We start from the raw sequence: 23706 nt of genomic DNA, 5'->3' as shown, positions 1-23706 counted from the left end.
GACCTTGTTCGCCTGCATCTTCATGCGGCCATGCCAGCGCCCCGGCGCAGCGCTGCCATGACCTGCGAGGTCATCGCTTTTCATCGCCCGGCTCCACACACTCGGTGCACCTCAACCAGGAGCTGAACATGATCGATCCGAACACCCTCGCCCGCGACTATCTGGCCGTGTGGAACGACGCCGACGACGCCTCGCGCGACCGTCGTCTGGCCGCCAACTGGCGGGCCGATGCCTGCTATGCCGACCCGATGATGCAAGGCGAAGGCCGCGACGGCATCGCCACGATGATCTCGGCCGCGCGCACGCAGTTTCCCGGCCATGCCTTCACCCTTCGCGGCACGCCCGACACGCACGGCCACTTCGTGCGCTTCTCGTGGACGCTGGCGCCGGACGGCGGCTCCGCCGTGGCCACCGGGACCGACGTCGTGCGGTTGGATGCCGAGGGCCGCATCGCCGAAGTGATCGGCTTCCTCGACGGTTCTGCCGCATGAGCCGCGCCTCGATTCCACGCGGCGATGGCCACGCGCTGCATGTCCGCGACTGGGGCGAGGGGCCGCCCGTGGTGCTGCTGGCAGGCTGGGCCATGGATGGCCGCATCTGGGGCGAGACCATGCTGCACCTCAACGCCACCGGACTGCGCACCATCGCCTACGACCGCAACGGCCATGGCCGGTCCACCGACCGGCCCGGCTACGACTACGACGCACTGGCCGACGACCTGGCTGCGGTGCTGGAAGACCTGGACCTGCGCGGCGTCACACTGGTGGCCCACTCGGGCGCGGGCGGCGAGGCCCTGCGCTATCTCGGGCGCCATGGCCGTGCGCGGGTGGCGCGGCTGATCCTCGTGGGTGCCACCGGTCCGCGCGTGATCGGCCAGGGCGGGATCACGGCCGAAATGGTGGACCTGCTGTGCGGACAGCTCGGCAGCGACTTGTCGGGCTGGATCGACGCCAACATCGGCCCCTTCGCGCCCGGCTCCCCCGCGCGCATCAACGACTGGATGGCTGCAATGGTGCTGGACTGCTCCCGTCGCGCGGTGGTGGAGTTCCAGCGGACCATCGCCCATACCGACCTCTCGGCGGATGCAGCCGGCCTGGACCTGCCGGTGACCATCATCCATGGCGATCGCGACGTTTCCGCGCCGCTGGACCTCAGCGGACGCGTCTACGCAAAAACGATCCCGGGCGCCGAACTCGTCGTGTACGAGGGCGTGGCGCACGGCGTCATGGTGACGCATGCGCGCCGGCTGGCCGATGACATCGCACGACGGGCCGCACCATGATCGCGCCTGGCATCGCCCACGAACTCATCGCGGCGCGGCTGCTCGGTTCGCCCGTCGCACTGCAGCTCGGCCTGCGCCTCGCCCACGCAGAACCTGGCAAGGTGCAGGTGCGATTGCCGTTTTCGGGCGGCAACGTCACCGAAGGCGCGTTGGTGCATGGAGGGGTGATTGCCACCTTGGCCGATGTCGTGGCCGTCGCCACCGCGGTATCCGCCGCCCACCGACCGCCAGCCGGAGGGGCGACTTCCAGCTTGGCGATCACCTACCTCTCACCGGCCGAGGGCTGCGCGCTGCTCGCGACCGGACTGGCGCTGCGCAGTGGCGCGCGCCAGCATGCCGTGCGGGTGGAGGTCGCGAGCGATATGGGCATTGCGATCGCGCAGGCGCTGGTGACCGTCGTGCTGACCTGATCCGTCGTAACGGAGGCATCCATCGATGAACGAGACCTACGTGATCACCTTCCATGTCAAGCCGGCGGAGGTGCGACGCTTTCATGCGTTGCTGGACGGCGTGCTCGATGCCATGCGCGGCGAAGCCACCTTCGTGCGGGCAGCACTGCACGTCGATCCGGACCGGCCATACATGTTTCAGTTGCACGAGACCTGGAGCGACCGGCAGGACGTGTTGACCGTGCAACTGCAGCGCGACTACCGGAGGGCGTGGCACGCCGCCCTCGAGGAAATCCTGGCCGAGCCTCGGAGCATCGCCATCTGGACGCAGTTGCGGGCCGATCCGTGAAGCTGGTCCGACGCTAAGGCGAAGGCCCGTTCCTGAGCGCCGACACACCAATCATTTTGGAGAGCCGGACGACACGCTCCCCCCTATCCATCTCGCCGTGCCGCGGCCAGCGTCTTGACCGCCTGCGCCAGCGACTGCCGCCTCGTCCAGTACGCCGCCCACGGATCACTCTTCTGGAACGACAGGTACTCCCGCGTCGTGAGAACGGTCCACTGCGCGCCGCTCTTGACCTCGCCGAGTTGCTCCCAGGCGATGGGCATGGACACGCCCGTGCCAGGCCGGGACCGCGCCGAGAACGCTGCGGCTGTGGTCTGCCCATGACCATTGCGCAGGTAGTCGATGAAGATGCGGCCCTTGCGGTTGCTCGGCCCGCTCTTGGCGACGAAGCGCTGGGGAATTACCCGTGCCATGTGCGCCACGACGTCGCGCGAGAACTGCTTGACGGCGTCGAAGGCCAGCCGGGGCTGAATGGGCACGACCACATGCAGGCCCTTGCCACCTGAAGTCTTCAGCCAGGCGTCGAGTCCCAGTTCATGCAGCAGGGTGCGCGTGAGCAAAGCAGCCTCCTGCAGTTCGCCCCAGCTCACTCCCTCCCCCGGGTCCAGGTCGAACACGATCCGGTCCGGCTGGTCGATCTTTCGCGCGGTCGAATTCCAGGTGTGGAACTCGACGGTGTTCATCTGCGCTGCGGCCACCAAGGCTTTCGTGCTGTCCACCACGAGCAGAGCCGCATGCCCCGGCCAAAGGCCAGGGTCGAGCTGGCCGAGTCCTGGCACGCGCGTCTCCGGATGCTTCTGGAAGAACAGCTGCCCGGTCACACCCTGCGGTGCGCGCACCAGGGATACCGGCCGGTGCGCGAGGTGCGGCAACATCCATTCGGCGACGCTCTCGTAGTAGCGCACCAGATCCACCTTGCGCAGCCCCGTTGACGGGTCGATCACCCGATCCGGGTGCGTCACCACCACAGGGGCGACCAACTTCGCCTTGCGCGGCTCGGCTCGCTTCTTTACCGCCTGTTCGATCCCGATGTCCTGCGGCGGCTTGTCGGCGCGCACGCCCTTGAAGATGGCATGGCGCACATGTCGCTCGGGCGTCCATTCGGCGAACGCGACCTCAACCACCATCTCGGGGCGCACCCACCGCTCGCTGCCGGCCGTGCGGCGGCTCCAACGTCCTGGCTTCACCGAACTGCGCTCAACCGCCGGCGTGTCCGTTTCCAGCACCCGGAGCCTGTCGTGCAGGTCCCGTGCCGTCGTGGCGTCAAAACCGGTGCCGACGTTGCCCACATAACGCAGCGCCTCGCCCTCATGCACCGCCAGCAGCAGGCCCCCCACCGCATTGGTCGTGCCGCCGCGCACCGTGTAGCCCACGACCACGAACTCCTGCCGCTTCTGGCACTTGAGCTTGAGCCAGGTATCGGAGCGGTCGGACACGTAGGGAGCCCGCGGGTCCTTCAGGATCAGGCCCTCCAGGCCAAGCCGACAGGCTGCACCCAGCAACTGCGAGGGCTCGGCATCCAGCGCTTCGCTGAATCGCACCCGGTCGGAGCCACGCTCCTTCAGGAGCGCTTTCAGCACCAGACGGCGGCTGCGCAGCGGCACGGCGCGCAGATCGGTGTCGCCGACATAGGGCAGGTCGAAGACAAAGTAAGTGATGGACTCGCTCTTCGCGCTGTCGATCGCGTTCTGCAGCGCATTGAAGCTGGGCACACCCTGGGTGTCCACGACGACGATCTCGCCATCGATCCAGGCGTCGACCAAGCCCATCGCGTCGACGGCGTTGGCAAGGCTCTGGAGCTTGTCGGTCCAGTCGTGGCCGTTGCGCGTGAAGAGGCTGCAGCGGCCCTGCTCAATGCGGGCCAGCAGGCGATAGCCATCGAACTTGTTCTCGGCGATCCAGTCGCCGCTTGGTACCTGCTCGGTCAGCCGGGCAAGTTGCGGCGCGAAGCTCTTCGGGAGTTTCTTGATCGGCAATGCATTGGCCAGGTCCGGTGCCTCGTCCTTACGGGGCGGCGGCGCTCGGGGCTCACGCTCTTCGACCAGCCCGAGTGGATGCGCCACCACGCTGTCCGGCAAGGCGGTGACGACGTCGTAGTCGGTACTGGACCGTGCCCAGGCATCGCCCTTCTTCTTGAAGAGCATCCACTGGTCCTGCTTCTTCTCCCCGGGCTTGGAGATGCGGACCAGCTCCCAGAGCCCGGCCAGCTTCTCGCCGTGCAGACGGAACAGGATCTTGCCGACCTCGAGGCCTTCGCGCGGGTCACCCATGGGCTCCCACGTGCCACGGTCCCAGATGATCACTTCGCCGGCGCCGTACTGCTTTGCAGGAATGGTGCCTTCGAAGCTGTTATAGCCAAGCGGATGGTCTTCGACCTGGATGGCCATCGACTTCACGGCGGGATCGTACGAAGGGCCCTTCGGCACCGCCCAGCTCAGCATCACGCCATCAAGCTCCAGCCTGAAGTCGTAATGCAGCCGGCTCGCCCAGTGCTTCTGGATGACGAAGTTCAGCGCCGGGGAAGCGCCCTGCTCCTCCTGCCCGCGCGGCTCGGGCGTGAGGGCGAAGTTGCGCTTGGCGGTGTACGCCTGCAGCCCGCGCTTCTGGCGCGTGGAGGCGGGCATGCGCGCCTTACTTCTTCTCGGCGCTCAGGTACTGCTCGACATTCTTGGCTTCAGGGCCGACGGCCTCCACCGCCGTTCGTAGCTGGTCCGGCGTCACGCCGAACTTTTTGGCCCAGTCATGGACTTCGTAGTCCTCGTGAATGTTGATGCGGCTGCGATCATGCCCATGGGCTTGCGTGCGGTCGTCGGACATGGTGATCTCCTTTACCCTAGAAGAAGAGCATCGGACACCTCACGACGCAACTGCTTTTGGCAGATCTTTGTGCGCGCCGCTTCCTACAGCCTCAAGCCTGCGCATGCGCCCCCTGGTGGCCCGTTTCTGACTGCGCCGGCGTAGAGTCAGTGCGGCACGCTTTCGCCTGCCTGCAAGGTCAGCACCTGTACGCCATGGCGTGTAACGGCCACCGTGTGCTCGAACTGGGCCGAGACCGCAGTCTGCATCTCTCCGCTGGTGAGACACATCTTGGTCTTCGCAAGCCGGATACGGAAGTCGTGACTGGCCCTCTTGCCTACGTCCGCCGGTTCGATGTCGATGAGGCCAGTGACTGGCGCGATAAAGCCCATCTCCCCTTCGAAGATGTAAGAAGGCCCGGTCATGCCAGGTAGCGCGGAGTAGGCGCAGACCGCGGCGTTGCGCATCTCGTGGATGCAGCGACGCCCTTCCAGCCCGACCACTGTTCGCCACGCAGCTTGGTCGCGCTGCACCCACATTGGATTTTCTCCCCATCCGCTTGGCCCGCATTTCAGGGTTTGCACACAGCTAAGATTTGGAAATGACTTCAAAAGATGCGGCGCGTATTGAACTTCTCGAACTCGCAGTGGATGAGATGGAAGAGGACCAAGCCGCCCAGGACGCGGAGATTGCCATGTTGCGAGAGCTGGTCCTTCGACTCATGCAACTGCTGCACCTCAACGGAACCGTTCCGACTCCAAGACCTCGCGGCCGCAAGTGCCGTCGCCTCAGCCTTCTCGCAGGCAGACTCTGGTCCGGCCGTAAAGCCGGTCTCATCCCCTTTGCCCAGGCTGCTGATGGATTTGGCCAAGAAGCTGGACGACCTGCCCGGGTCGAAAAAACCCAGCGCTTGAGCCACGGCCGGCGCTGCATTGCGCCATTGCACACCAGTTGTCCGGCCAGTTTGGTTGGTCCCCGTCACGTCGCTGTCATGCACCGCCTTTAGCTTCTCATCCTGCGGCACACCGCCGCAATCGAGGGCGCAAGGTGAATGACGACACTGGTGCGAAACATGGACAAGCCCACGAACTGCCCGTGGCTCAGTACGTCCGGATGTCGACCGAACATCAGCGCTACTCGACGGAAAATCAATCGGCGGCGATCTCCGACTATGCAAAGCGCCATGGGATGCGCATCGTCAAGACCTATGAGGATGCGGGCAAGAGTGGGTTGAACCTCAAAGGCCGCAATGGCCTCCAGGCGTTGCTCCACGACGTACGTACCGCCTCACCCAACTTCTCCGCGGTCCTGGTCTATGACGTGAGTCGCTGGGGCCGCTTCCCGGATCCGGACGAAGCTGCGGTCTACGAACATGCCTGCAAGAGTCGAGGCATCCGAGTCATCTACTGTGCGGAGCCGTTCAACAACGATGGCTCGCTGCCCTCCACTGTATTCATTGGCATCAAGCGGAGCATGGCGGCGGAATACAGCCGCGAACTCTCGGTGAAGGTATTCGCGGGAGCGTGCAACATTGTTCAGCATGGCTATCGGCAAGGCGGCGCGCCAGGATTTGGCCTGCGACGGCAACTCGTCGACGAAGCTGGCACCGTCAAAGGCCTTCTCTCCAGAGGCGAGAAAAAGAGCATCCAGACCGATCGAGTGATTCTGGTTCCAGGGCCGTCCGAAGAGCAGGAGGTGGTGAGCCGGATCTACCGCATGTTCCTGGAAGACGGAAGCCCGGAGCGGGTGATCGCATCAGCCCTGAATCGCGAGGGCATTCTTTCCGATGCGGGCAAGCCCTGGACACGCGGCACGATTCACCAGATCCTCACCAACGAGAAATATGTCGGCAATAACGTCTACAACCGCACGTCGTTCAAGCTGAAGATCAAGCATGTGCGCAATCCGCCGGAAAGCTGGGTTCGGTGCAATGGCGCCTTTTCCGGGATCGTGCCGGTGGAGCAATTCCTGCGCGCTCGCGCCATCATCGATGCGCGCGCCATCCACCTTGAGGACGAGCACTTGCTGGCCGTGCTGCGAGCGACACTCGAGAAGCATGGCGCGCTGTCCGGGATCGTCATCGACGAGGAAGAGGGAACGCCATCGAGCTCGGTCTACCGTAGCCGGTTCGGCAGTCTGCTGCGGGCGTACAGCTTAATTGGCTATCAGCCGCGCCGGGACTATGCATACCTCGAGATCAACCGCGCACTGCGTAAGAAGCACCCAGTGCTGGTTTCCGAGATGGCTTCCTCCATCGCCGAATGGGGTGGATGGACAAAGATCGACGCGGCCACCGACCTGCTGACGGTCAACGATGAATTCACCACATCCCTGGTGATTGCCCGATGCCAGCAGACGGCGCATGGGTCCAACCGCTGGCGAATCCGCTTCGACACAAGCCTTCATCCGGACATCACCGTCGTCGCCAGAATGGGGCCCGACAACTGCGTACCGCAGGACTACTACGTGTTTCCTGCGCTCGATTTCGCGACCGAGGTGCTGCCCACCTCTGAGGACAACGGCTTCAGCCTCGACGCCTACCGCGTGGATTCACTCGAACTGCTCTACCAGTTTGCTGGACGCACCCCCGTGCCGGAGACGCCATGAAGACGCCAACCAACAAAGTCCACATGATTGCCATCGCAGACATCACGGTGGCCAACCCGCGTGCTCGGAATCCGCGTATCCACAAAACGATCACGGACAGCATTGAGCAGGTCGGACTGAAGCGGCCCATCACAGTGCGTCGAATGCCGGAAGGAAAGGGACCCACGCCCTTTGCGCTCATATGCGGCCAGGGGCGCCTCGAGTCCTGTGTGATGCTGGGCCAGACAGAGATCCCCGCCATCATTGTGGACGTCGACGAGGAGACGGCGCATCTGATGAGCATTGTCGAGAACGTCGCGCGCCGATCCCCCCGCTCTGTCGAGACGCTTGAGCATGTACGCGCGTTGAAGCAGCGCGGGTATTCGGACAGCGAGGTGGCCACAAAACTAGGGTGTACCGCGTCATGGGTCAATTGCGTTTCGCATTTGCTGGAGCACGGCGAGAGGCGTCTGCTTGCCGCTACCGAAGCAGGCGACATGCCACTGCATCTGGCTGTCTCGATCTCACGCTCAAGCGATGCCGAAGTTCAGCAGTTGTTGATCGACGCCTATGAAAGTGGCGAGTTGAAAGGCCGCAAGGTCACCGTTGTTCGCAAGATCATCGCCCGGCGAGCGCGACATGGTAAGTGGATCAATGCGGGCGGCAGGGGGCCTGCCCGCGCGCAGATGACGCCAGACGAGCTGGCCAAGCTGTACAGCAGGGACGTCGAGATTCATCGACGTATCCAAAAGAAGGCAGAGTTCACCCAACGATCGTTGTTGCTGGCTCAACAGATCTTCAAGGAGTTGTTCTCGGACCTGCGCTTCTGCGCCGTGCTGAGAGATGAGGGTCTCGTCACCGTTCCGAAGCCCCTGGCGGACCTGACAACCTCCGTGGGCCTCGACTGATGGCAGGCAAGGCCACCCGAACCGTGCGCTTGGGCTTCGAGCGCGACTGTCAGAACATCGATCTGGACTTGTTGCATTGCGCGGTCGAACTCCCTGAAAACATCAAGAACACGGTCAAGTACCGGCAGATTCGGGCCTCGGTCGAGGCCATCGGCCTGGTCGAGCCCATCGTGATCGCCCACAGCCCAGCCACACCCGGCTCGTTTCTGGTGCTGGACGGCAGGCTGAGGCTCGACATCCTTCGGCAAATGGGCGTTCCGAAAGCGATGTGCCTCATCTCCACGGACGACGAAGGCTACACCTACAACAAGCGCGTCAATCGCCTCTCAGTGGTGCAGGAGCATCGAATGATTGTGCGGGCCGCCGGCCGCGGCGCATCGGTGGCCCAACTTGCCGAGGTGCTGAATGTCTCCGCCGACTCGATTCGTCAGCAGTTCAGGCTGCTCGACGGCGTCTGCAATGAGGCAGTGGCACTGCTCGCGGACAAGCCAACCACCTATGGGACGTTTCGGGTGCTGAAGCGCATGAAGCCATTTCGTCAGATCGACGTCGCCCAGGCCATGGTCAATCTCGGCAAGTATTCAACGAAGCTGGCAACCGCCATGCTGCAGGCCACCCCTCCAGAGCAGCTGACCGAACAGGCCGCCGCCCGCGCCACAAAAGCGGCTCCCGTCGAAGCGCTTCAACGACTGGAGCGGGAACTTGCGGCCGTCCAAGCCGACACAAAACTGCTGGAAGAAGGCTACGGGCCGGCAAACCTGCAGTTGGAAATCATCAAGACGTACATCGGCAAGACGCTGCTTGAGAACGCCTCGGTCGTGCGGTGGTTGGCCAAGAACCGCGCGGAATACCTCGAACAGTTGCAGATCATTGCGGACATCAAGACCCTGCCTGCGCACTGAACGCCGTTGGACGTGCCGTGCCGTTTTCGCTGCCGGCCCAGTACAACGATCGCTCCGCCCATGCCGAGCACCCACAAGGCCCACGGCGTGCACGGGCTCGGCGCCGCACTGATCTTGGTCTGTCCAGCCGTGGTCACCGCGTCAATTCAGCCTCCAGCGGCTGTTCTCGCCACGCGTTCGACGGCGCTAGGGCGCTGAATGCGTTGTCCGCGCTCCACGCGTCCCCGGCCTCCTGTGTGGAGCCTGGCCTCTGGCTTCCAGAGCGTCGTCTGAAGCCTAGACAGGGCCTGATGCCTACGCTACCGGCGTGCAGGAAAAGGTGTAGGACGAGCAGCCCCGTTCACAGAACCGTCCGAAAGCTCACCAGGTCCCGAACCACACGCGTCAGGCCTTGCTTCAGCAGGATGTCCAGGTAGCGGTCCGCATCGATAGGCGGATTCTTGAGCGTCCGCCGCTGCTTCTGCGCGGCAGCAACCACCGCCGCCTGATCCAGATCGAAGAGGTTGTCGATGAACTCGTCCGGATGCTGCACTTCGATGCCGAAGGGCGCCAAACGATCCTCTGGAAAGTCACGCGCGTTGAAGGTGACGATCACACTGGCCCCACATCGGATGGCGGCGGCAAGGACATGCCGATCGTCCGGGTCCGGCAGCGTGAGCCCGTCGATCAACGCTTCGTGGCCGGTGACCAGCGCATCCGGCACCGCAGCATTCATGCAGTCGACGGTGCGCTGAAGACTGGGAGGTTCGAGCTCGGGGCGGCTCTTCAGCAGGTTTCTCACCCATTCGTCATGGATGAGATCGGTCTAGCGTGCGCGAAACTGCCCCGACAGAGCGAGCCACATCAGGAAGTCGCGCAACGGCGCGGGATACAGCACGCAAGCGTCGAAGACCGCCGTGAACGGCGAGCTCTTCATTCATACCCCATCTGCAGCGCCTGGGCCTGCGCGGCAAGCTCCTCCATGGCGGCGGCACTGGTCCGCTCCTGGGCGGACTTGTAGGCCATCAGGTCGGCAAACCGAACCCGACGGTGCTTGCCCGCCTTGTGGAAGGGCAGCGTCCCCGACTCCAGCAGCTTGACCAAGTGGGGCCGCGACACGTTGAGCATGTCCGCGGCCTCCTGGGTGGTGAGCTCCGCATGGATCGGCACCACCTTGACCGCGTTGCCTTCGGCCTGCTCCGACAGGATGTCCACCAGCAGGCGCAGCGCAGAGGTGGGCAGCTCGACGGCATGCGCCTCGTTCTTCTCGTCAAAGATCTGGATCCGTTGCGTCTCCAGCTGCGTCGACAGGAACGCTGCCAGTGCACGCTGGCCTTGCGTGGCCGCAGCGACCTCTCGCGCAACCGGCAGGGATGCTTCGAAGGTGGTGGACTGGGTCATGATGGCGGCTCCGCTGGGCTGGTATCGAGCCGCCATCTTATTCGAAACAAACGAAACTCGCAATAAACGAAACGAAGATGACCGCGAGGATGGCGAGGAATGCCAGCCTGCGCCGCCCAGAAATCGAACAAGTCGGCCTCCGGCCCAGCAATGAGACGCCGCCACGCCAAGATCAACGGCGGCAGGCACCGGACATTCCGCCCATTCCATGGAGGCATCCGATGGCGCGCCGGCGCAAGATGCCCGCAGGCACCCGGTGTCCCATATTGCATCGCACCGTATGAGCCCGCGATGCACGCGGGCGGTCCGCTGAAACGTTGCGCGAGGTTGAGGGCTCACCGCGGTCGACCGATAGACCGGTGCTCCGCCCCGGCAAGTCTCAGCACGCCAACGCCACTCAGGGTCTCAGCGTGAACACGATGGACAGATAAGCCACCGGCCGTGCCTCGATGGCCTCGACCCCGTGCAGGGCACTGGCGTCGAACAGCAGGGAGTCGCCCTCCTCCAGGTCCATCACCCGCGGCCCGTACCGGTACTTCACCCGGCCATTCAGCAGGTGGATGAACTTCAGCCCCGGATGCTGGAAGTTGGCGTAGGCAGGCGCGTCGGTATCGAGCCGCACCAGATACGGCTCCACGAACATCTGCCCGGACAGCAGGTGGCCCAGCAACTCATAGTGGTAGCCGGCCACCGCGCCCAGCCGGTCGACCGGCATCCCCTGGCCCCGCCGCACCAGGCTGAAATCCATGCGCTCAGCCTGGTCCGCGAAGAAGCGCGCCACCGGCACACCCAGCCCGCGCGCGATCCGCTCCAGCGTGTCGACCGACGGCGACACCAAGCCGCGCTCGATGCGCGACAGCATGGAACGCGAGACCCCGCTGGCCTGGGCGAGGCCCAGACCCGACATCGTCATCGCCGTGCGCAGCGCGCGGATCTGCGCCCCGACCCGGGAAACGGCCGAGTCCGGCTCGCCCGCCAGGGGCTGGCGTAGCGTGGGCAGCGCCGACGCCGGCAGCGGGATCACCCGCCCGGTGGGCAGGGGCGAGGCCCTGCGCAGCCGACTCATGGCGTGCGCCCTCCCTGCCGCCTGGTCACGAGCGGCCAGTGGGCACCCCGGCGGCACGGCCATCGCGGGTCCTCAAGCGCCAGGCGTGGGTCCAATGATGTCCTCCTCCAGGCGGCAGGTCTCCTGGATGATGAGTTCGTAGAGACTGCGCAGGAACGTGGGCGAGATGCCATGCTGGGCGGCGAACTCGGCCGCGCGGCCCTGCACGACGCCGATGCGCTGGGGCTGCATCATGGGCACGCCGAAGGCCTTCTTGTGGTGGCCGATGCGCACGCAGACATCGAGCCGCCGCCGCAGGGTCTCCAGCAGCAGGCCATCGGTTTCGTCGAGTTCAGCGCGCAGGGCCGCAAGTTGCGCCTCGCCGGCATGGGCCTGCTCGCCCGTCGGGGCCGTCGTGTTCGAAGAAGCGGTCATGATGTCGAGGTTCCCGCTCATTCCTGCACGATGTGCTGCGTGCGAATGATCTCGCCCAGCAGTGCCGTGTCCGCCTGGACCCGCTGCCCAAGCGCCTCGGCCGTGCTGCCGGCGGCCTGATACCCCTGGCGGAACAGCTTCTGACCGACGTCGGGCGTGCGCACGATCTCGGCGATCAAGCGCGACAGGCGTTGCGCGATGGGCGCGGGCAGGCTGCTCGGCGCCGCCGCCGCGGTCCAGATCTCCAGCGAAAGCGCGGGCAGCCCGGCCTCCACCAGCGTGGGCATGTCGGGCACCAGTGGCGAGCGTTGGCGGGCCGTGATGCCGATGGCCCGCAGCTTGCCCGAGGCCACCTGGGTCTGCGCCAGCCCCGGCGGCAGCAGGGCCAGGTCGATCTGGCTGCCAACCATGCCGGTGATCACCTGCGGATTGCCCGGATAGGGCACATGCACCGGCACCAGGCCGGTGCGGGCCTTGAACACCTCCATGCCCAGGTGGCCCAAGGTGCCCACGCCCGGGCTGCCGTAGCTCCACCGATTGCCCGCGGCCTTGGCCGCCGCGAGGAAGCTGGCTCCGCTGTTGGCCGCAGACGTCGCCGGCACCGCCAGCACCATGGGCGCCACGCACACCAGGCTCAAGGGCTGCAGATCCTTCTGCGGCTCGTAGGCCGTGGCGGGATTGAGCATCTTGGCGATGGTCATGTTGCCGTTGATCAGCATGCCAATGGTGTGCTGGTCGGTGGCCTTGGCCACCAGCGCCGCCGCAATGTTGCCGCTGGCGCCCGCATGGTTCTCCACCACCACGGGCTGGCCCAGCGACCGGGCCAGCGGCTCGGCCACGATGCGCGCCACCAGGTCCGGGGTCGATCCGGGACCGAAGCCCACCAGGATGCGCAGCGGCCGGCTGGGCCACCCTGGGGTGCTCGCTGCATCGGCAACGGGCTCGGCGCCCGAGGCGACGGTCGAGAGGCCCAGCCCCATGGCGGCGGCGATCAGCGACAGCGCCCCGCAACGCGTCGCGCGTGACAGCCTGGCACCGAGCCGGCGTGCCGTCGACGCCAGAGATGTCGCAGGGGGACGTAAGGCGGGCAGAGAAGGAGGAATGAGCGAGGGGCGGGACATGGGCACTCCGGGTCAGAAAAGCCGGCAGTTTTCGAACAACCCGTCGCCGCCTCAAGGCTTGCCTCAGAGGCAATCCGCGGCCGCCGCGCCGCGCGTCATGCAGCCCTGCCGCCTCACCCTGCAGTCGGTTGCAGTCCCGAAGCACCTGCCGAGGAAGGCGGGACACCGTGGTGTTGCATGCCATGCCCATGGGTCATTTTTGTACCATACATGCGGGTGCATATAAACGCCACAAACGGGAGAGTCGTCATGTGCGCACCCATCAGGATCCCGACCTTCTGCGAGCCTTCGCCGCCGAGGTTCGGGCACGCCGCGATGCGCAGGGCCACAGCCAGGAATCCCTGGCCTTCCAGTGCGGCCTGCACCGCACCTTCATCGCCAAACTCGAGCTGGGCCAGAGCAGCCCGTCGATCACCACCCTCTTCTGTCTGGCCGACGGGCTGGCGGCCCCGCCGGCCGAACTGGTCGAGGCCGTGAGCAATCGCCTGCGCAAGGAGCGCGCCGCGCGGCACCGTCCCGCGCGTTGACGCGACGCCGCCCGCTCCGGGCCACTGTGAACCAGCCGGGACCAGGAGCCCGGCGGCCCCCTCCTTGGGTGCTCGCCGATGTCGGTGCACCTGCGGCGCCAGCAACGGCGGGCGACCCATCTGAACGGTGTGGAGCGGCGTGCACCGGTCGCAGTGCCAGATCCGCAACACCAAACCACAGCGTTGTCTCATGGCCCCCACTGTGGCGCGCCTTGCGCAGGACCGCCGCCCGCCCGCGCATGAACGGCGCCCACCCATCGTGGCAGATGCCTGAAGCCCTGCGCACTCGCGCCTGTGCCTGAGGCGCAACCCACGCATGGCCAACCAGCCATCCCGTGCCGCCGACGTTGCCTCCCACGAACGCCAGCCGCGCTCACGCCTCCTCATCAATTGCACCTGCAGCAACAACGCCACGTTTTGCACCATACAAGCGGGTGCATAAGAAACCCATCACCGGGAGAGTCGGCGCGTGCGCGCCCATCAGGATCCCGACCTTCTGCGAGCCTTCGCGGCCGAGGTTCGGGCGCGCCGGGACGCGGCTGGCCTGAACCAGGAGGCCCTGGCCTTCCAGTGCGGACTGAACCGGACCTTCATGGCCAAGCTGGAGCTCGGCCAGACCAGTCCATCGCTCACCACGCTGTTCCGCCTGGCCGAAGGACTGGCCGCGCGTCCTGCCGAGCTGATCGACGCGGTGGCCAACCGCCTGCGCAAGGAGCGCGCGGCCAGCCGTCGCCGTGCCTCCTGAGTCCCTGACCGTCTGACGCCCGGCCAGGGGGCCGCTCGCGGCTGCGGCGCGGGGGCCCGGATTGCTTCGCGAGCAAGCGTTGCGGCGAGACCGATGGCGCTGCAGGATGCGCGCCATGCCCGGACGTCTCCCGCCTGCTTCGCAGCCTGACGGCTGCGCGACCCGCGTCGCCCAGGTCGCTCCAGCGCGATGCGATGCGGCAGGCCACCCTCCCATTTCCAGCAGCTTGTTTTCCGCGACCGCAGGGCCAGGATGTCTGCTCCCCTTTGCCAACCTGGAGCTTCACCGTGCGCACCCTGCTGATCGACAACCACGACTCCTTCACCTACAACCTGTTCCAATACCTTGCGGCCAGCAATGGTGTGGCGCCCACCGTCGTGCGCAACGACGAGATGGACTGGCCCGATGCGGCCCGCCTCGGCTTCGACAACATCGTGATCTCGCCGGGACCCGGGCGTCCGCAGCAGCCCGCGGACCTGGGGCTGTCGGCCGATGCACTCGCACAGGCAGAGGTGCCCATCCTGGGCGTGTGCCTGGGGCATCAGGCCATGGGCCATGCCTGCGGTGCCACCGTCGACCTGGCCATGCGCCCCATGCACGGCCGCGTCGACCGCATCTCGCACTGCGGGCGCGGGCTCTTCCAGGGCATCCCCGATCGCTTCGAAGCCGTGCGCTACCACTCCCTCGCGGTGACGCAGTTGCCGGGCAGCCTGGAGGCCCTGGCCTGGGCGCCCGACGGCACCCTGATGGCCCTGCGTCATCTTCGCAAGCCCTGGTGGGGCGTGCAGTTCCACCCCGAGTCCATCTGCACCGAGCATGGCGCCCGGCTGCTGCGCAACTTTCGGGAACTCACCTTGGAATGGCAGCAGTCCCGCATCCGCCGCAACACCTGGGGCAGTTTCGTGACGCTGGATGAAGCGACGGATCCGCCGCCGCCGGCGTGGGAGGTCCAGGCCCGCTGCCTGGACTACTTCGTCGATCCTGCCCGGGTCTACCAGGCCCTCTTCGCGACCCGACGACCGGCCTTCTGGCTGGACAGCAGCCAGAACGGTCCGGGCATCGCCCGCTTCTCCTTCATGGGTGACGGGAGCGGACCGCAGAGCGAGTACCTGAGCTACGACAGCACGGCGCACGCGCTGCGCATCCAGCACGCGGACGGCGAGCAGGTCCTCACCCAGAGCATCTTCGACTACCTGAGCACGCGGCTCGCCAACGAGCCCGCGCTCGTGCATGCGCCCCTACCCTTCGACTTCGTCGGCGGCTTCGTGGGCTACCTCGGCTACGAGCTGAAGCAGGAACTCGAGGGCGAGGCGGCGCACGCGGCGCCCGGCCCCGACGCCGCCTGGCTGTTCGTCGACCGCTTCCTGGCCTTCGACCATGCCGAGGGCCAGATGTGGATAGTCTGGCTGACCCCTCACGGTGCCGCCGATGCCCAACTGGGTTGGGTGGAAGCGATGGCGAGCTACCTGCAGGCGGAGGCCGGGGCCGCCGAGCCGCCCGTGCCCCCAAGCCGCGGCGCCGCCGCCAGCCTGGTCCAGCGCATGCGCTGGCACACGCCCCTGGCTGAATACCGCCGCCTCATCGAGCGTTGTCAGCACGAGATCCGGATGGGCGAAAGCTATGAGATCTGCCTCACGAACCAGCTCGTCGGCGCAGGGCGCGTGGAAGCGCTGGAGCTCTACCATGCACTGCGCACGCGCAATGCCGCGCCCTATGCGGCCTACCTGGCACTGCCCGAACTGGCGGTGCTCAGCGCCTCGCCGGAGCTCTTCCTGGCGATCCTTCCCGACCGCACCGTCGAGTCCAAGCCCATCAAGGGCACGGCCCCGCGTGGCCGCACGCCGGAGGACGACGAGCAGATCGCCCAGGCGTTGCACGCCGACGAGAAGACGCGCAGCGAGAACCTCATGATCGTTGACCTGCTGCGCAACGACCTCAACCGCAGCTGCGAAGTGGGCAGTGTCCATGTGCCCGTGCTCTTCGGCATCGAGCGCTTCGCCACCGTCCACCAGATGGTGAGCACGGTGCGTGGCACGCTGCGCAGCGACCTCACGGCCGTCGATGCCATCAAAGCCGCGTTCCCCGGTGGCTCCATGACCGGCGCTCCCAAGAAGCGCACGATGCGCATCATCGACACGCTGGAGGGCGCACCGCGGGGCATCTACTCCGGCAGCCTCGGCTACCTGTCGCTCAACGGCGCCGCGCGCCTGAACATCGTGATCCGCACCCTGGTCGTGCGGGACGACATGCTCAGCATCGGGGCCGGTGGTGCCATCGTGGCGCTGTCGGACCCCGATGCCGAAGTGGCGGAGATCGTCCTCAAGGCACGGGCACTGTGGGACACGCTCAAGGCCTGCGGCGCGCCACTCGACGATGCCGACCTCCAGGGTACGCAGCGTCCCGATCCGAGCACGCCCGACGGCCATGAACCCGCCGGCGAGGCCTGAAACGGCGGGGAGGAGCGGGCCCCTCGCCATGGTTGCCGCCATGGGCTGCTGGGCCGGCAACGACGCGCTTGTGAAGCTCTGCGCTCAGGACCTGAGCGTCGCGCAGATCCTGGCCGTGCGCGGCAGCTTTGCCGTGGCCTTGTCCCTGGCGCTGATCATGCTGGCCCGCGAGCGCCTGCTGGACCGCGTCATGCTGCGCCCGGCCGTCGCGCTGCGCTGCATCCTGGAGCTCGCTGCGGCCGCCAGCGCGACATGGGCACTGGGGCTTGCGCCGCTCGGGGTCGTCGCCGCCCTGACCATGACCGCCCCCCTGCTGACGCTTCTGACCGCCCTCCTCCTCGGCTGGACGCCGTGGCAGTGGTCACGGCTGCTCACCGTGGCCATCGGCTTGGCAGGCGCCTGGCTGGTCGTGCAGCCCTGGCGGAGCGAGCCTCCTGCCCCCCTGGGCGTCGTTGCCGCGCTGGCCTGTGCGATGTGCCTGGCAGGCCGGGACCTGAGCACGCGCCGGCTCTCACCCACGGTGTCGCCCCGGCAGCTGACCCTCTTGGTCAATGCGACCGTGTGGGTCGCCGGATTGGCACTCTGGGCATTCACGACGCCAGAGCGGCCGGTTCAGCTCCAACACGCCGCGTGGCTCGCCGCGGCGGCCCTCTGTGCCACTGCCGGGAATCTGCTGCTCGTCAAGGCCTTGCGCAGCCCTGATTTGGGCCGCGTCATGCCGCTGCGGTTCACGCTGCTGCTGTGGTCCTCGCTGCTCGGCATGCTCGTGTGGCACGAGCAGCCATCGGCGGCCACCTGGGCAGGACTCGCCCTGATCGCCGCCGCGGGCGGGGTGGCGCTGCGCCGACCTCCAGACTCCGCCTGAGCGCTCAAACCCGCCGGCGCTCAGCGCAACAGTCCCGTCGCGGCCGCCCGTGCGGTGGCCGCGGGGCGGCTGCCTGCGCCCATCTTGCGGGCGGCATTCTTCATGTGGAACTCGACGGTGTGCGGTGACGAAGACAGCAGGCGAGCGGTATCGTTCGACGTCTTGCCGTCGGCGGCCCACCGCAGCACTTCTCGCTCCCGAGGCGTGAGTCGTTCAAGCTGAAGTCCTGGGGGGAAGCGCAGAACCCACGACGACAGCGCACCGTGCGCAACGTTCACGAGGAAGCGCATCGGCATCTCCTTGGCCCGCAATTCGGACATCGTGAGCGGCTCGACATCACGCGCGAGGGTAAGCAGACCGACGCCGCCTTCCGGTCCGAAACACGCCTGCGCCCACCCATGCCGCAGACCGAAGGAACGCGCCTCGTCCCAGAGCTGCGCCGCCGGCCTGAACGTGGCGTCGTTCCACAGCACCGGCTCCAGGGACCGACGGGCGTGCAGCACCGTCGGGTCGATGCGCAGATAACCGGCTTCTTCGTACCGTGCGCGCCAGGAGGGGTCGTAGTTGCTGATCAGGTAACAGCGTTTGCGCGTGAACGGGAGCGGGAACTGGTAGCCATAGGCGCACAGGTCAAAGCCCAGTTGCTGCGCCGCATCCGCCACGGCATCGAAGGCCTGCTCGACGCACGCGCTGTCATGCAGCGCCTGCAGCAGTGCCCCACCCCATCTCTCCATGTCTATCCCCTTGTCTGCTCTGAAACCACAACGCTCCGTGACAAAAGATTAATGAAAACTGAACTCTTTGTGCAACAGGTGTGCCACCGGTGAGCAGCGCTTTGTCCGCTGAAGTCGCTTATGCGGATGGCACGCCGCTGCGCCCGGCGCCCCCCCTGCCGTAGAAGCGGCGCATTGCCTACCTACCAGATCCAGCAGGTAGCTCTGCGCCACATGTCCCTCTGAAATTGCCCTGACATCATCAGGAGGGACTTCATGGTCTATTTGACGGGCACCGCACTTGAACTCGGCACTGCGCTGCTGCGCGACCTCGGGCACTACCGATACCGGGTCTTCGTGGAGCGCCTGGGATGGAAACTGCCGGACGCCCGGGATGGGACCGAGTGGGACCGCTTCGACACACCGCAGACGGTCCACGTGGTCGCCCTGGACGCCCAGGGTCGCATCCAGGGCTGCGCCCGGCTCCTGCCTACGACGGGGCCATATCTGCTCGCAGATGTGTTCCCCGAACTGATGGGGCGTCAGCCTTGCCCGCGCGCCGATCATGTCTGGGAGCTGTCGCGCTTTGCCGCCATCGACTTGGCGTCCGCACCGGCGTCGGGCCACACCTTGGGCTCTCCGGCGGCACTGGCACTGCTGCGGCGCGCCATGCAGGACGCACGCCACCACGGCGCGCGCGAACTCGTCAGCGTCTCGCCGGTCGCCATCGAGCGAATCCTGAGGCGCGGGGGGTTCGCCTATGCCCACCTGGGCGCACCGATGGACATCGATGGCCAGCACCTGTTCGCCTGCAGCCTCGCGCTGAGCGCGCCGCGCAGCGACCGGCTGCCGGTGCGAGAGGGTGTAGCGGCCAATGGCCAGGTTCGAGGCTGAGGGGTTGAAGGACCATGAGCAGGGTCGCCAAGCTCCCGGCCGCCAGCCATCCATTGGAGCGGCAGGCGCCCGCGAGGCGCCTCCAGCGAAGTCGTGCCTGACGCACCGGCAAACGCCACCCCATGAACAACGCGATTGGCGCGCTCAGCGACCGAGCCCACGCGCGCGGCCTACCTCCCAGTTGGCGGAAGTCCCCCGCAGGATCACGCTCAGTTCCTGACCGCGCCGGGTCTCGATCACCGGCTGCCAGGGCACCAACCGAAGCGCCTTTCCATCATCGAGCACGGCAAAGCGCCCGCTGGTCAATTGCACGGCGTGGCGGTAGACGCCGCGCACCCGCTCGCCATCCTTGACGGGCCGCCACAGTCGTCCCGCGCGCGCAGCGAGGTCCTCGCCAGACCGCTGGACCTCCCGCGCGGTCAGGGTCCGCAACAGATCCCGGGCCAGCACCCATCGCTGTCCCTGCCGCGCCGCGAGCCCGCGCGACTCGAGCACCCGCAACCGCGCGTCCTGCGCCTGCCGCACCTGCGCCCCGAAGCCGGCCTGGGCGGGTGGCGTTTGCGTCGAGGCGGTGCCCACCAGCTGCCGATCAAGCCAGGTCGCGCCTTCCGCGCCCACCTGCTGCCCGATGGCCAGCGCCGAGCGAATCTCGACCACCCGCGCTGACGTCCTGGCCGCATCCTGCGCACGCGCGCGCTCGACCAGATCCTCAGGCACGTGCCACACGCCTTCACCAACGCGCGTGACCACCCCGCCTCGGCGCAGGACCTCGAGCCGACGCCGGCACGCCTGCACCACCTGGTCAGGCTCGCCGTGCCCGCTGGCCACCAAGGATGCCCTGTGCATGGCTTCCTCGTAGCGTCCGTCCGTGCTGGCAGCCCGGATCAGGCGGTCAGCGCTTCGCCCGAGCTGGGGCGGCCCGCAGGCAACGATCCCGCCGACCGGTAGGGCAGACAGGTCGCTGCCCACCGGCAGCGTGACGTAGTGGGCGCGGCCATCCAGCCCGTCGATCACCAGATACGGACGTTCCAGCAGCTCATCGTCCAGGCCCTTGGCCTGCAGCCGGCCCACGACTGGCGCGCCAGGGGCTGAGTCCGTGATCAGTTCCCGAGCCTCGCCGGCCATCGCCCGATGCATCGTCCGCACGATGTCCCCCCGTCGCCCCATCGCGGCCAAGGTGTCCTGCAGCCCCACACCGAGCTGCCAGCGCTGTGGGCCGACGCGATGTGCCAGTCCAAGTCCCTCGAGCCGCTGCAGGCGAGACCGCAACAGGTTCTCGCTCAGCACGGAACGCGCCTCATCTGTGACCGACTGCAGGTTGACGGAACCGCTTGTTCCGCCACGCTGCACAAGCTCCCGATCCAGCCCCGTGAGCCGCTCCTGATCGACCTCTCGCCGCCAGCCCTGCTGGATCTCGCGCTCCGTGCGTGGGCCCAGCCACTCGGTCGCGATCTCGCTCGCCCGCAGACGGATGCCATGCGCGATGTAGTCCGGTGCGATCACCAGGTCCCGCGCATCGCGGCCACGGCCCACCCGTCCTCGCAGCACCACATGGGTGTGCGGGTTGTCCGTGTCCCAGTGGTCGACCGCCACCCAATCGAGGGAGGTCTCCAGGTCGGTCGCCATCTGCTCCATCAGTCGTCGGGTGAAGCCGGGCAGATCCTCCAGCTCGGCCGCGTCCTCGGGCGACACGATGAAGCGGAACTGGTGGCGATCACCGCGACCACGTTCCTCGAAAGCCTCCAGATCGGCCGCGTCCGAGTCTGCGCCATAGGCCCTGCCGGGCGAGCCATCGCGCCGCACCCCGTCGCGTTCGATGTAGCGCAGATGCGCCCTCACGCCTGCCTTGCCCGCACGCCGCAGCATCACGTAGCGCGACTTCACGACCACCCGCCGTGCGTTGGGGGGCAGCCTGCGGCCCGCCGCACCGGCAGCCACCCGGCCGCGCCCGAATCGCGAAGCGGGACGCCCACCCGCCGTGCGTCGGGGCTTGGCGCCGGAGGCCGAAGCCGCCTTCAGCACTTGCGCCACGAAGGCCTTCGGTCGCGGGCCGCCACGCGCCTTCGGTGGCCCAGGCCGCACGCGGAAGTGCTCATCGTCGGAGCGACTCATGACCCCCGCCCCTCGCTGCGCAGCCCGGGGCACCCGCCCGGCACGCAGGATGCCGCCGGAGTGCCGCGCCAAACCCTTGTGCAGACTGAGGAAACGGCCTCCGACGTGCCGACCCTTTTCTCTTGCCCTCGAGCCCGAACCCGTTCCCTGCACCACTGATACCCCTGCTCACCCAAGCCGACCTCGCGAGGACAACGCGGATATCGGCACGATGTGGCCGCATCGTTCGCTACCGCAGGACGGCTCCCGGTTCGCACGCCGGTGTACTGCCCGAGCGCTGCTTTCGTAGCGCGTTGGCTGCGCCCGTGAGGCGCGATTGAACACACAGTCATGCCACTCACCATGTCCACAGCGGATACGCGACACCGAGCACGGCATCCACACGCACCGGACCGAAGTAGCGGCTGTCGAACGACACCGGCTGCGCGTCCCCAAGCAGGAAGAGTTCGCCATCGGCCAGCGGCCCACAGTGCGCCCAGATCGGCAGCGACCGACCCGCGCCATCGTGCAACCGCACGACCGCCATGGCCCTCGCGTCGATCCACACCCGCTGCCGAGCGATGCACACGCGCTGAGGCGCCACCGCCGCAACCCGCTTGAGCACCGGCGTGCCGGCAGGCAGGTAGTGACGCTGCGCCGCGAGTGCCGCTGCGCAGGCAGGCAAGCGGGCCAAAACCAGGCTGCCCACGTGCATCGCACCTGGCGCGCTTACCGCATCGACGCGGTACCAGCCCCGCGCCATGCTCGCGCTCGGGTTGAACACGATCCGCGTGCGAAGCGGCAGCACACACGGCGCCGTAAGCACTGTCACGGCGAGCAGCGTGGCAGCGAGAAATGCAACCCGGGCTGCTCGGGCCTTCATGAGCACCCCTCGCACGCCAATGCTTCCGCCACTGGCGTCCACTGCAGCGACGGCGCGCGGAGGAACGCACACGGCAGACACAGCGCCGAGCCCATTCGGCAGCCGGCCATCGGGCTCGACCAGGGCACCTGAATCGACAACGACAGCGCCGGGAACTTGGCAGAGCCCCGTTCCATCTTCCTGGCGCAGCGGCAGCCCTGGCGGCTCGTCGACGCATGCACGCAGGCACTGCGAACACAGGCAGGCACCCGGCATCCGGCCGCCGGCCGCTCCTTGGCCGCCGCGCCAACAAGGCGGTGCGCGCAATGCACCGCCTCCGCCATCGCGCTGAACGCGAAACCGGCGATCACGCCGCTTCCTCCGGATAGGCGCCTTCGAGCAACTCGCGCAGCATGTCCGCCACGGTCAGGCCCCGCCGGAAGGCGATGACCTTGATGCGCCCGCGCAGCGCTGGCGTCACATCAATGGTCAGCCGCGCAGTGAACACTGTGGCCTTGGCCTCTGCAGCGACTGGCTGCTCGCGACGCACCCAGGCCGTCACCGGGTCAGCAGCCGGTCGCCGACCGATGGCGGCCCGCCGCGAGGGCAGGCGCGCGCCGCCGTCCGTCATTGAAGTGCCTCCCCGACAGCATCCGCCAGCGTCGCGATCTCGCGCGCAGCGGCCCCTTTGCGCGCCACCTCCCACACCAGCTTGCCGGCCGCCACGCAGTCGGCGAAGGCGATGCGCTGCCCAATGTCCGCGCGCAACGTGGCAAACGGTTGATCGGCCAGCGCGGCGCGCGCCTCGCGCCCGATCACCGTGCCGACCACCCGCCGGTTGATCACGAACGCTGCGCGCAGACCCGGCCGGAACACCTGCGCTTCCTGGATCAAGGACACCATTTCCTGCGTGGCCGAGACGTCGTAGGCGCTGGGCTGTACGGGGATCAGCACCAGGTCAACGGCCAGCAGCCCGGAACGCGCAAGGCTCGCCACACGGGGCGGCCCGTCGATCACGACAAGGTCGGTCTGGGCGGCGATCTGCGGCACCTCCCGGTGCAGCGTATCCCGCGCCAGGCCGAAAACCCCATAGAGCCGATCCTGGCCGCGCTGGTGCCGCCGCTGGGCCCAATCCAGGGCAGAGCCCTGCGGATCGGCGTCGATCAAGGTGACGCGCCGGCCCTGCCTGGCGAAGGCACCGGCCAGGTGCGTGGACAGTGTGGTCTTGCCTGCGCCGCCCTTCTGGTTCAGCAACGCAATGACCTTGCCGCTGCGGACGGCGGGCTCGTCCAGCACCGCCACGCCAGCGGCATTGCCCATCTTTTGAGCAGCCAAGTCGGCGGTCTCTCTTCTATTCATACAGTTAGTCCCT

The 23706-nt window shown here is 67.1% G+C and carries 25 protein-coding genes and 2 pseudogenes; 12 read left to right on the top strand and 15 right to left on the bottom strand.

What is annotated here, in order from left to right; genetic code table 11:
• Window positions 1-128 precede the first annotated feature (128 nt).
• Genes KBC94_RS00740 through KBC94_RS00725 form a run of 4 tightly spaced genes read left to right on the top strand, consistent with a single transcriptional unit; the run spans window position 129 to window position 2020 of the window.
• Window positions 129-491 (top strand): nuclear transport factor 2 family protein, encoded by a 363-nt coding sequence (locus KBC94_RS00740; RefSeq protein ID WP_294365247.1) that lies wholly within the window; start codon window positions 129-131, stop codon window positions 489-491.
• Window positions 488-1282 carry an alpha/beta hydrolase gene (locus tag KBC94_RS00735; protein ID WP_294365243.1) on the top strand — a complete coding sequence of 265 codons (795 nt, stop codon included), beginning with the start codon at window positions 488-490 and terminating at the stop codon, window positions 1280-1282. Before KBC94_RS00740 ends, KBC94_RS00735 begins: the two co-directional genes overlap by 4 nt.
• Entirely contained in the window at window positions 1279-1692 is a 414-nt protein-coding gene (locus KBC94_RS00730; protein WP_294365240.1) for a PaaI family thioesterase, read from the top strand. Before KBC94_RS00735 ends, KBC94_RS00730 begins: the two co-directional genes overlap by 4 nt.
• Before the next feature lie 25 nt (window positions 1693-1717).
• The gene (locus tag KBC94_RS00725; RefSeq protein ID WP_294365237.1) at window positions 1718-2020 is read left to right on the top strand and encodes an antibiotic biosynthesis monooxygenase; all 303 of its coding nucleotides are present in this window, start codon (window positions 1718-1720) and stop codon (window positions 2018-2020) included.
• Between the two features lie 83 nt (window positions 2021-2103).
• On the opposite strand, the gene ligD is transcribed toward KBC94_RS00725, so the two are convergent.
• The 4 genes and pseudogenes from ligD to KBC94_RS00705 all read right to left on the bottom strand — a co-directional run bounded on the left by ligD (window position 2104) and on the right by KBC94_RS00705 (window position 5810).
• Window positions 2104-4641, bottom strand: a complete 2538-nt coding sequence (ligD, locus tag KBC94_RS00720) for a DNA ligase D (protein ID WP_294365229.1) — start codon at window positions 4639-4641, stop codon at window positions 2104-2106.
• A 7-nt stretch (window positions 4642-4648) separates the two neighbouring features.
• Complete coding sequence (locus tag KBC94_RS00715; protein WP_294365227.1) at window positions 4649-4834, bottom strand: DUF3606 domain-containing protein; 186 nt, start codon at window positions 4832-4834, stop codon at window positions 4649-4651.
• A gap of 146 nt (window positions 4835-4980) precedes the next feature.
• Window positions 4981-5067, bottom strand: a pseudogene (locus KBC94_RS28830) (type I methionyl aminopeptidase); the annotation flags it as partial.
• 353 nt (window positions 5068-5420) lie between these two features.
• Window positions 5421-5810 carry a hypothetical protein gene (locus KBC94_RS00705; protein WP_294365222.1) on the bottom strand — a complete coding sequence of 130 codons (390 nt, stop codon included), beginning with the start codon at window positions 5808-5810 and terminating at the stop codon, window positions 5421-5423.
• Between the two features lie 50 nt (window positions 5811-5860).
• Here KBC94_RS00705 and KBC94_RS00700 point away from each other — a divergent pair, with 50 nt between their 5' ends.
• From KBC94_RS00700 to KBC94_RS00690, 3 genes are read left to right on the top strand one after another with little or no spacing between them, the layout of a single operon-like run.
• The gene (locus KBC94_RS00700) at window positions 5861-7420 is read left to right on the top strand and encodes a recombinase family protein (protein ID WP_294365220.1); all 1560 of its coding nucleotides are present in this window, start codon (window positions 5861-5863) and stop codon (window positions 7418-7420) included.
• Window positions 7417-8307 carry a plasmid partitioning protein RepB C-terminal domain-containing protein gene (locus KBC94_RS00695; RefSeq protein WP_294365217.1) on the top strand — a complete coding sequence of 297 codons (891 nt, stop codon included), beginning with the start codon at window positions 7417-7419 and terminating at the stop codon, window positions 8305-8307. The genes KBC94_RS00700 and KBC94_RS00695 overlap by 4 nt, the downstream gene beginning before the upstream one ends.
• The gene (locus KBC94_RS00690) at window positions 8307-9209 is read left to right on the top strand and encodes a plasmid partitioning protein RepB C-terminal domain-containing protein (protein ID WP_294365215.1); all 903 of its coding nucleotides are present in this window, start codon (window positions 8307-8309) and stop codon (window positions 9207-9209) included. The genes KBC94_RS00695 and KBC94_RS00690 overlap by 1 nt, the downstream gene beginning before the upstream one ends.
• A 340-nt stretch (window positions 9210-9549) precedes the next feature.
• Here the strand turns inward: KBC94_RS00690 and KBC94_RS00685 are convergent.
• From KBC94_RS00685 to KBC94_RS00665, 5 genes and pseudogenes are all read right to left on the bottom strand, one after another.
• Window positions 9550-10125 (bottom strand): annotated as a pseudogene (locus tag KBC94_RS00685) (PIN domain-containing protein).
• Entirely contained in the window at window positions 10122-10589 is a 468-nt protein-coding gene (locus KBC94_RS00680) for a helix-turn-helix domain-containing protein (protein ID WP_294365212.1), read from the bottom strand. The pseudogene KBC94_RS00685 and the gene KBC94_RS00680 overlap by 4 nt, the downstream one beginning before the upstream one ends.
• Window positions 10590-10986: 397 nt before the next feature.
• Window positions 10987-11523, bottom strand: coding sequence for an XRE family transcriptional regulator (locus tag KBC94_RS00675; protein ID WP_076511125.1), 537 nt, complete (start codon window positions 11521-11523; stop codon window positions 10987-10989).
• 204 nt (window positions 11524-11727) lie between these two features.
• On the bottom strand, window positions 11728-12069 hold the full coding sequence (locus KBC94_RS00670) for a chorismate mutase family protein (RefSeq protein WP_076511126.1): 342 nt from the start codon (window positions 12067-12069) through the stop codon (window positions 11728-11730).
• Window positions 12070-12086: 17 nt separating this feature from the next.
• Window positions 12087-13049: a tripartite tricarboxylate transporter substrate binding protein gene (locus tag KBC94_RS00665; RefSeq protein WP_294365206.1), complete on the bottom strand. Its 963-nt coding sequence runs from the start codon at window positions 13047-13049 to the stop codon at window positions 12087-12089.
• Window positions 13050-13441: 392 nt separating this feature from the next.
• Here KBC94_RS00665 and KBC94_RS00660 point away from each other — a divergent pair, with 392 nt between their 5' ends.
• From KBC94_RS00660 to KBC94_RS00645, 4 genes are all read left to right on the top strand, one after another.
• The gene (locus KBC94_RS00660) at window positions 13442-13717 is read left to right on the top strand and encodes a helix-turn-helix transcriptional regulator (protein WP_294365204.1); all 276 of its coding nucleotides are present in this window, start codon (window positions 13442-13444) and stop codon (window positions 13715-13717) included.
• 469 nt (window positions 13718-14186) lie between these two features.
• A complete protein-coding gene (locus KBC94_RS00655) occupies window positions 14187-14462 on the top strand; it encodes a helix-turn-helix transcriptional regulator (protein ID WP_294365202.1) in 276 nt (91 codons plus the stop codon).
• A 287-nt stretch (window positions 14463-14749) separates the two neighbouring features.
• A complete protein-coding gene (pabB, locus tag KBC94_RS00650) occupies window positions 14750-16909 on the top strand; it encodes an aminodeoxychorismate synthase component I (RefSeq protein WP_294365199.1) in 2160 nt (719 codons plus the stop codon).
• A complete protein-coding gene (locus KBC94_RS00645) occupies window positions 16836-17774 on the top strand; it encodes an EamA family transporter (RefSeq protein ID WP_366934623.1) in 939 nt (312 codons plus the stop codon). Before pabB ends, KBC94_RS00645 begins: the two co-directional genes overlap by 74 nt.
• 20 nt (window positions 17775-17794) lie before the next feature.
• On the opposite strand, the gene KBC94_RS00640 is transcribed toward KBC94_RS00645, so the two are convergent.
• Window positions 17795-18508 carry a LuxR family transcriptional regulator gene (locus KBC94_RS00640; RefSeq protein WP_294365194.1) on the bottom strand — a complete coding sequence of 238 codons (714 nt, stop codon included), beginning with the start codon at window positions 18506-18508 and terminating at the stop codon, window positions 17795-17797.
• 255 nt (window positions 18509-18763) lie between these two features.
• Between KBC94_RS00640 and KBC94_RS00635 the strand changes: the two genes are divergently transcribed.
• Window positions 18764-19381, top strand: a complete 618-nt coding sequence (locus KBC94_RS00635) for an acyl-homoserine-lactone synthase (RefSeq protein ID WP_294365193.1) — start codon at window positions 18764-18766, stop codon at window positions 19379-19381.
• 144 nt (window positions 19382-19525) lie between these two features.
• On the opposite strand, the gene KBC94_RS00630 is transcribed toward KBC94_RS00635, so the two are convergent.
• From KBC94_RS00630 to parA, 5 genes are all read right to left on the bottom strand, one after another.
• Complete coding sequence (locus KBC94_RS00630) at window positions 19526-21493, bottom strand: DUF3363 domain-containing protein (protein ID WP_294365191.1); 1968 nt, start codon at window positions 21491-21493, stop codon at window positions 19526-19528.
• A 337-nt stretch (window positions 21494-21830) separates the two neighbouring features.
• A complete protein-coding gene (locus KBC94_RS00625; protein ID WP_294365190.1) occupies window positions 21831-22355 on the bottom strand; it encodes a S26 family signal peptidase in 525 nt (174 codons plus the stop codon).
• The gene (locus KBC94_RS00620; protein WP_294365188.1) at window positions 22352-22705 is read right to left on the bottom strand and encodes a hypothetical protein; all 354 of its coding nucleotides are present in this window, start codon (window positions 22703-22705) and stop codon (window positions 22352-22354) included. Before KBC94_RS00620 ends, KBC94_RS00625 begins: the two co-directional genes overlap by 4 nt.
• Window positions 22702-22965, bottom strand: a complete 264-nt coding sequence (locus KBC94_RS00615) for a chromosome partitioning protein ParB (RefSeq protein WP_294365185.1) — start codon at window positions 22963-22965, stop codon at window positions 22702-22704. Before KBC94_RS00615 ends, KBC94_RS00620 begins: the two co-directional genes overlap by 4 nt.
• Window positions 22962-23654 carry a ParA family partition ATPase gene (gene parA, locus KBC94_RS00610; protein WP_294365182.1) on the bottom strand — a complete coding sequence of 231 codons (693 nt, stop codon included), beginning with the start codon at window positions 23652-23654 and terminating at the stop codon, window positions 22962-22964. Before parA ends, KBC94_RS00615 begins: the two co-directional genes overlap by 4 nt.
• Window positions 23655-23706 lie beyond the last annotated feature (52 nt).

Origin of the sequence: Pseudacidovorax sp. (assembly GCF_017991995.1) — a bacterium.
Lineage (GTDB): Bacteria > Pseudomonadota > Gammaproteobacteria > Burkholderiales > Burkholderiaceae_C > Xenophilus.
Note: the sequence above shows the minus strand (reverse complement) of the source record. Positions and strands in the feature narration are given on the sequence as shown.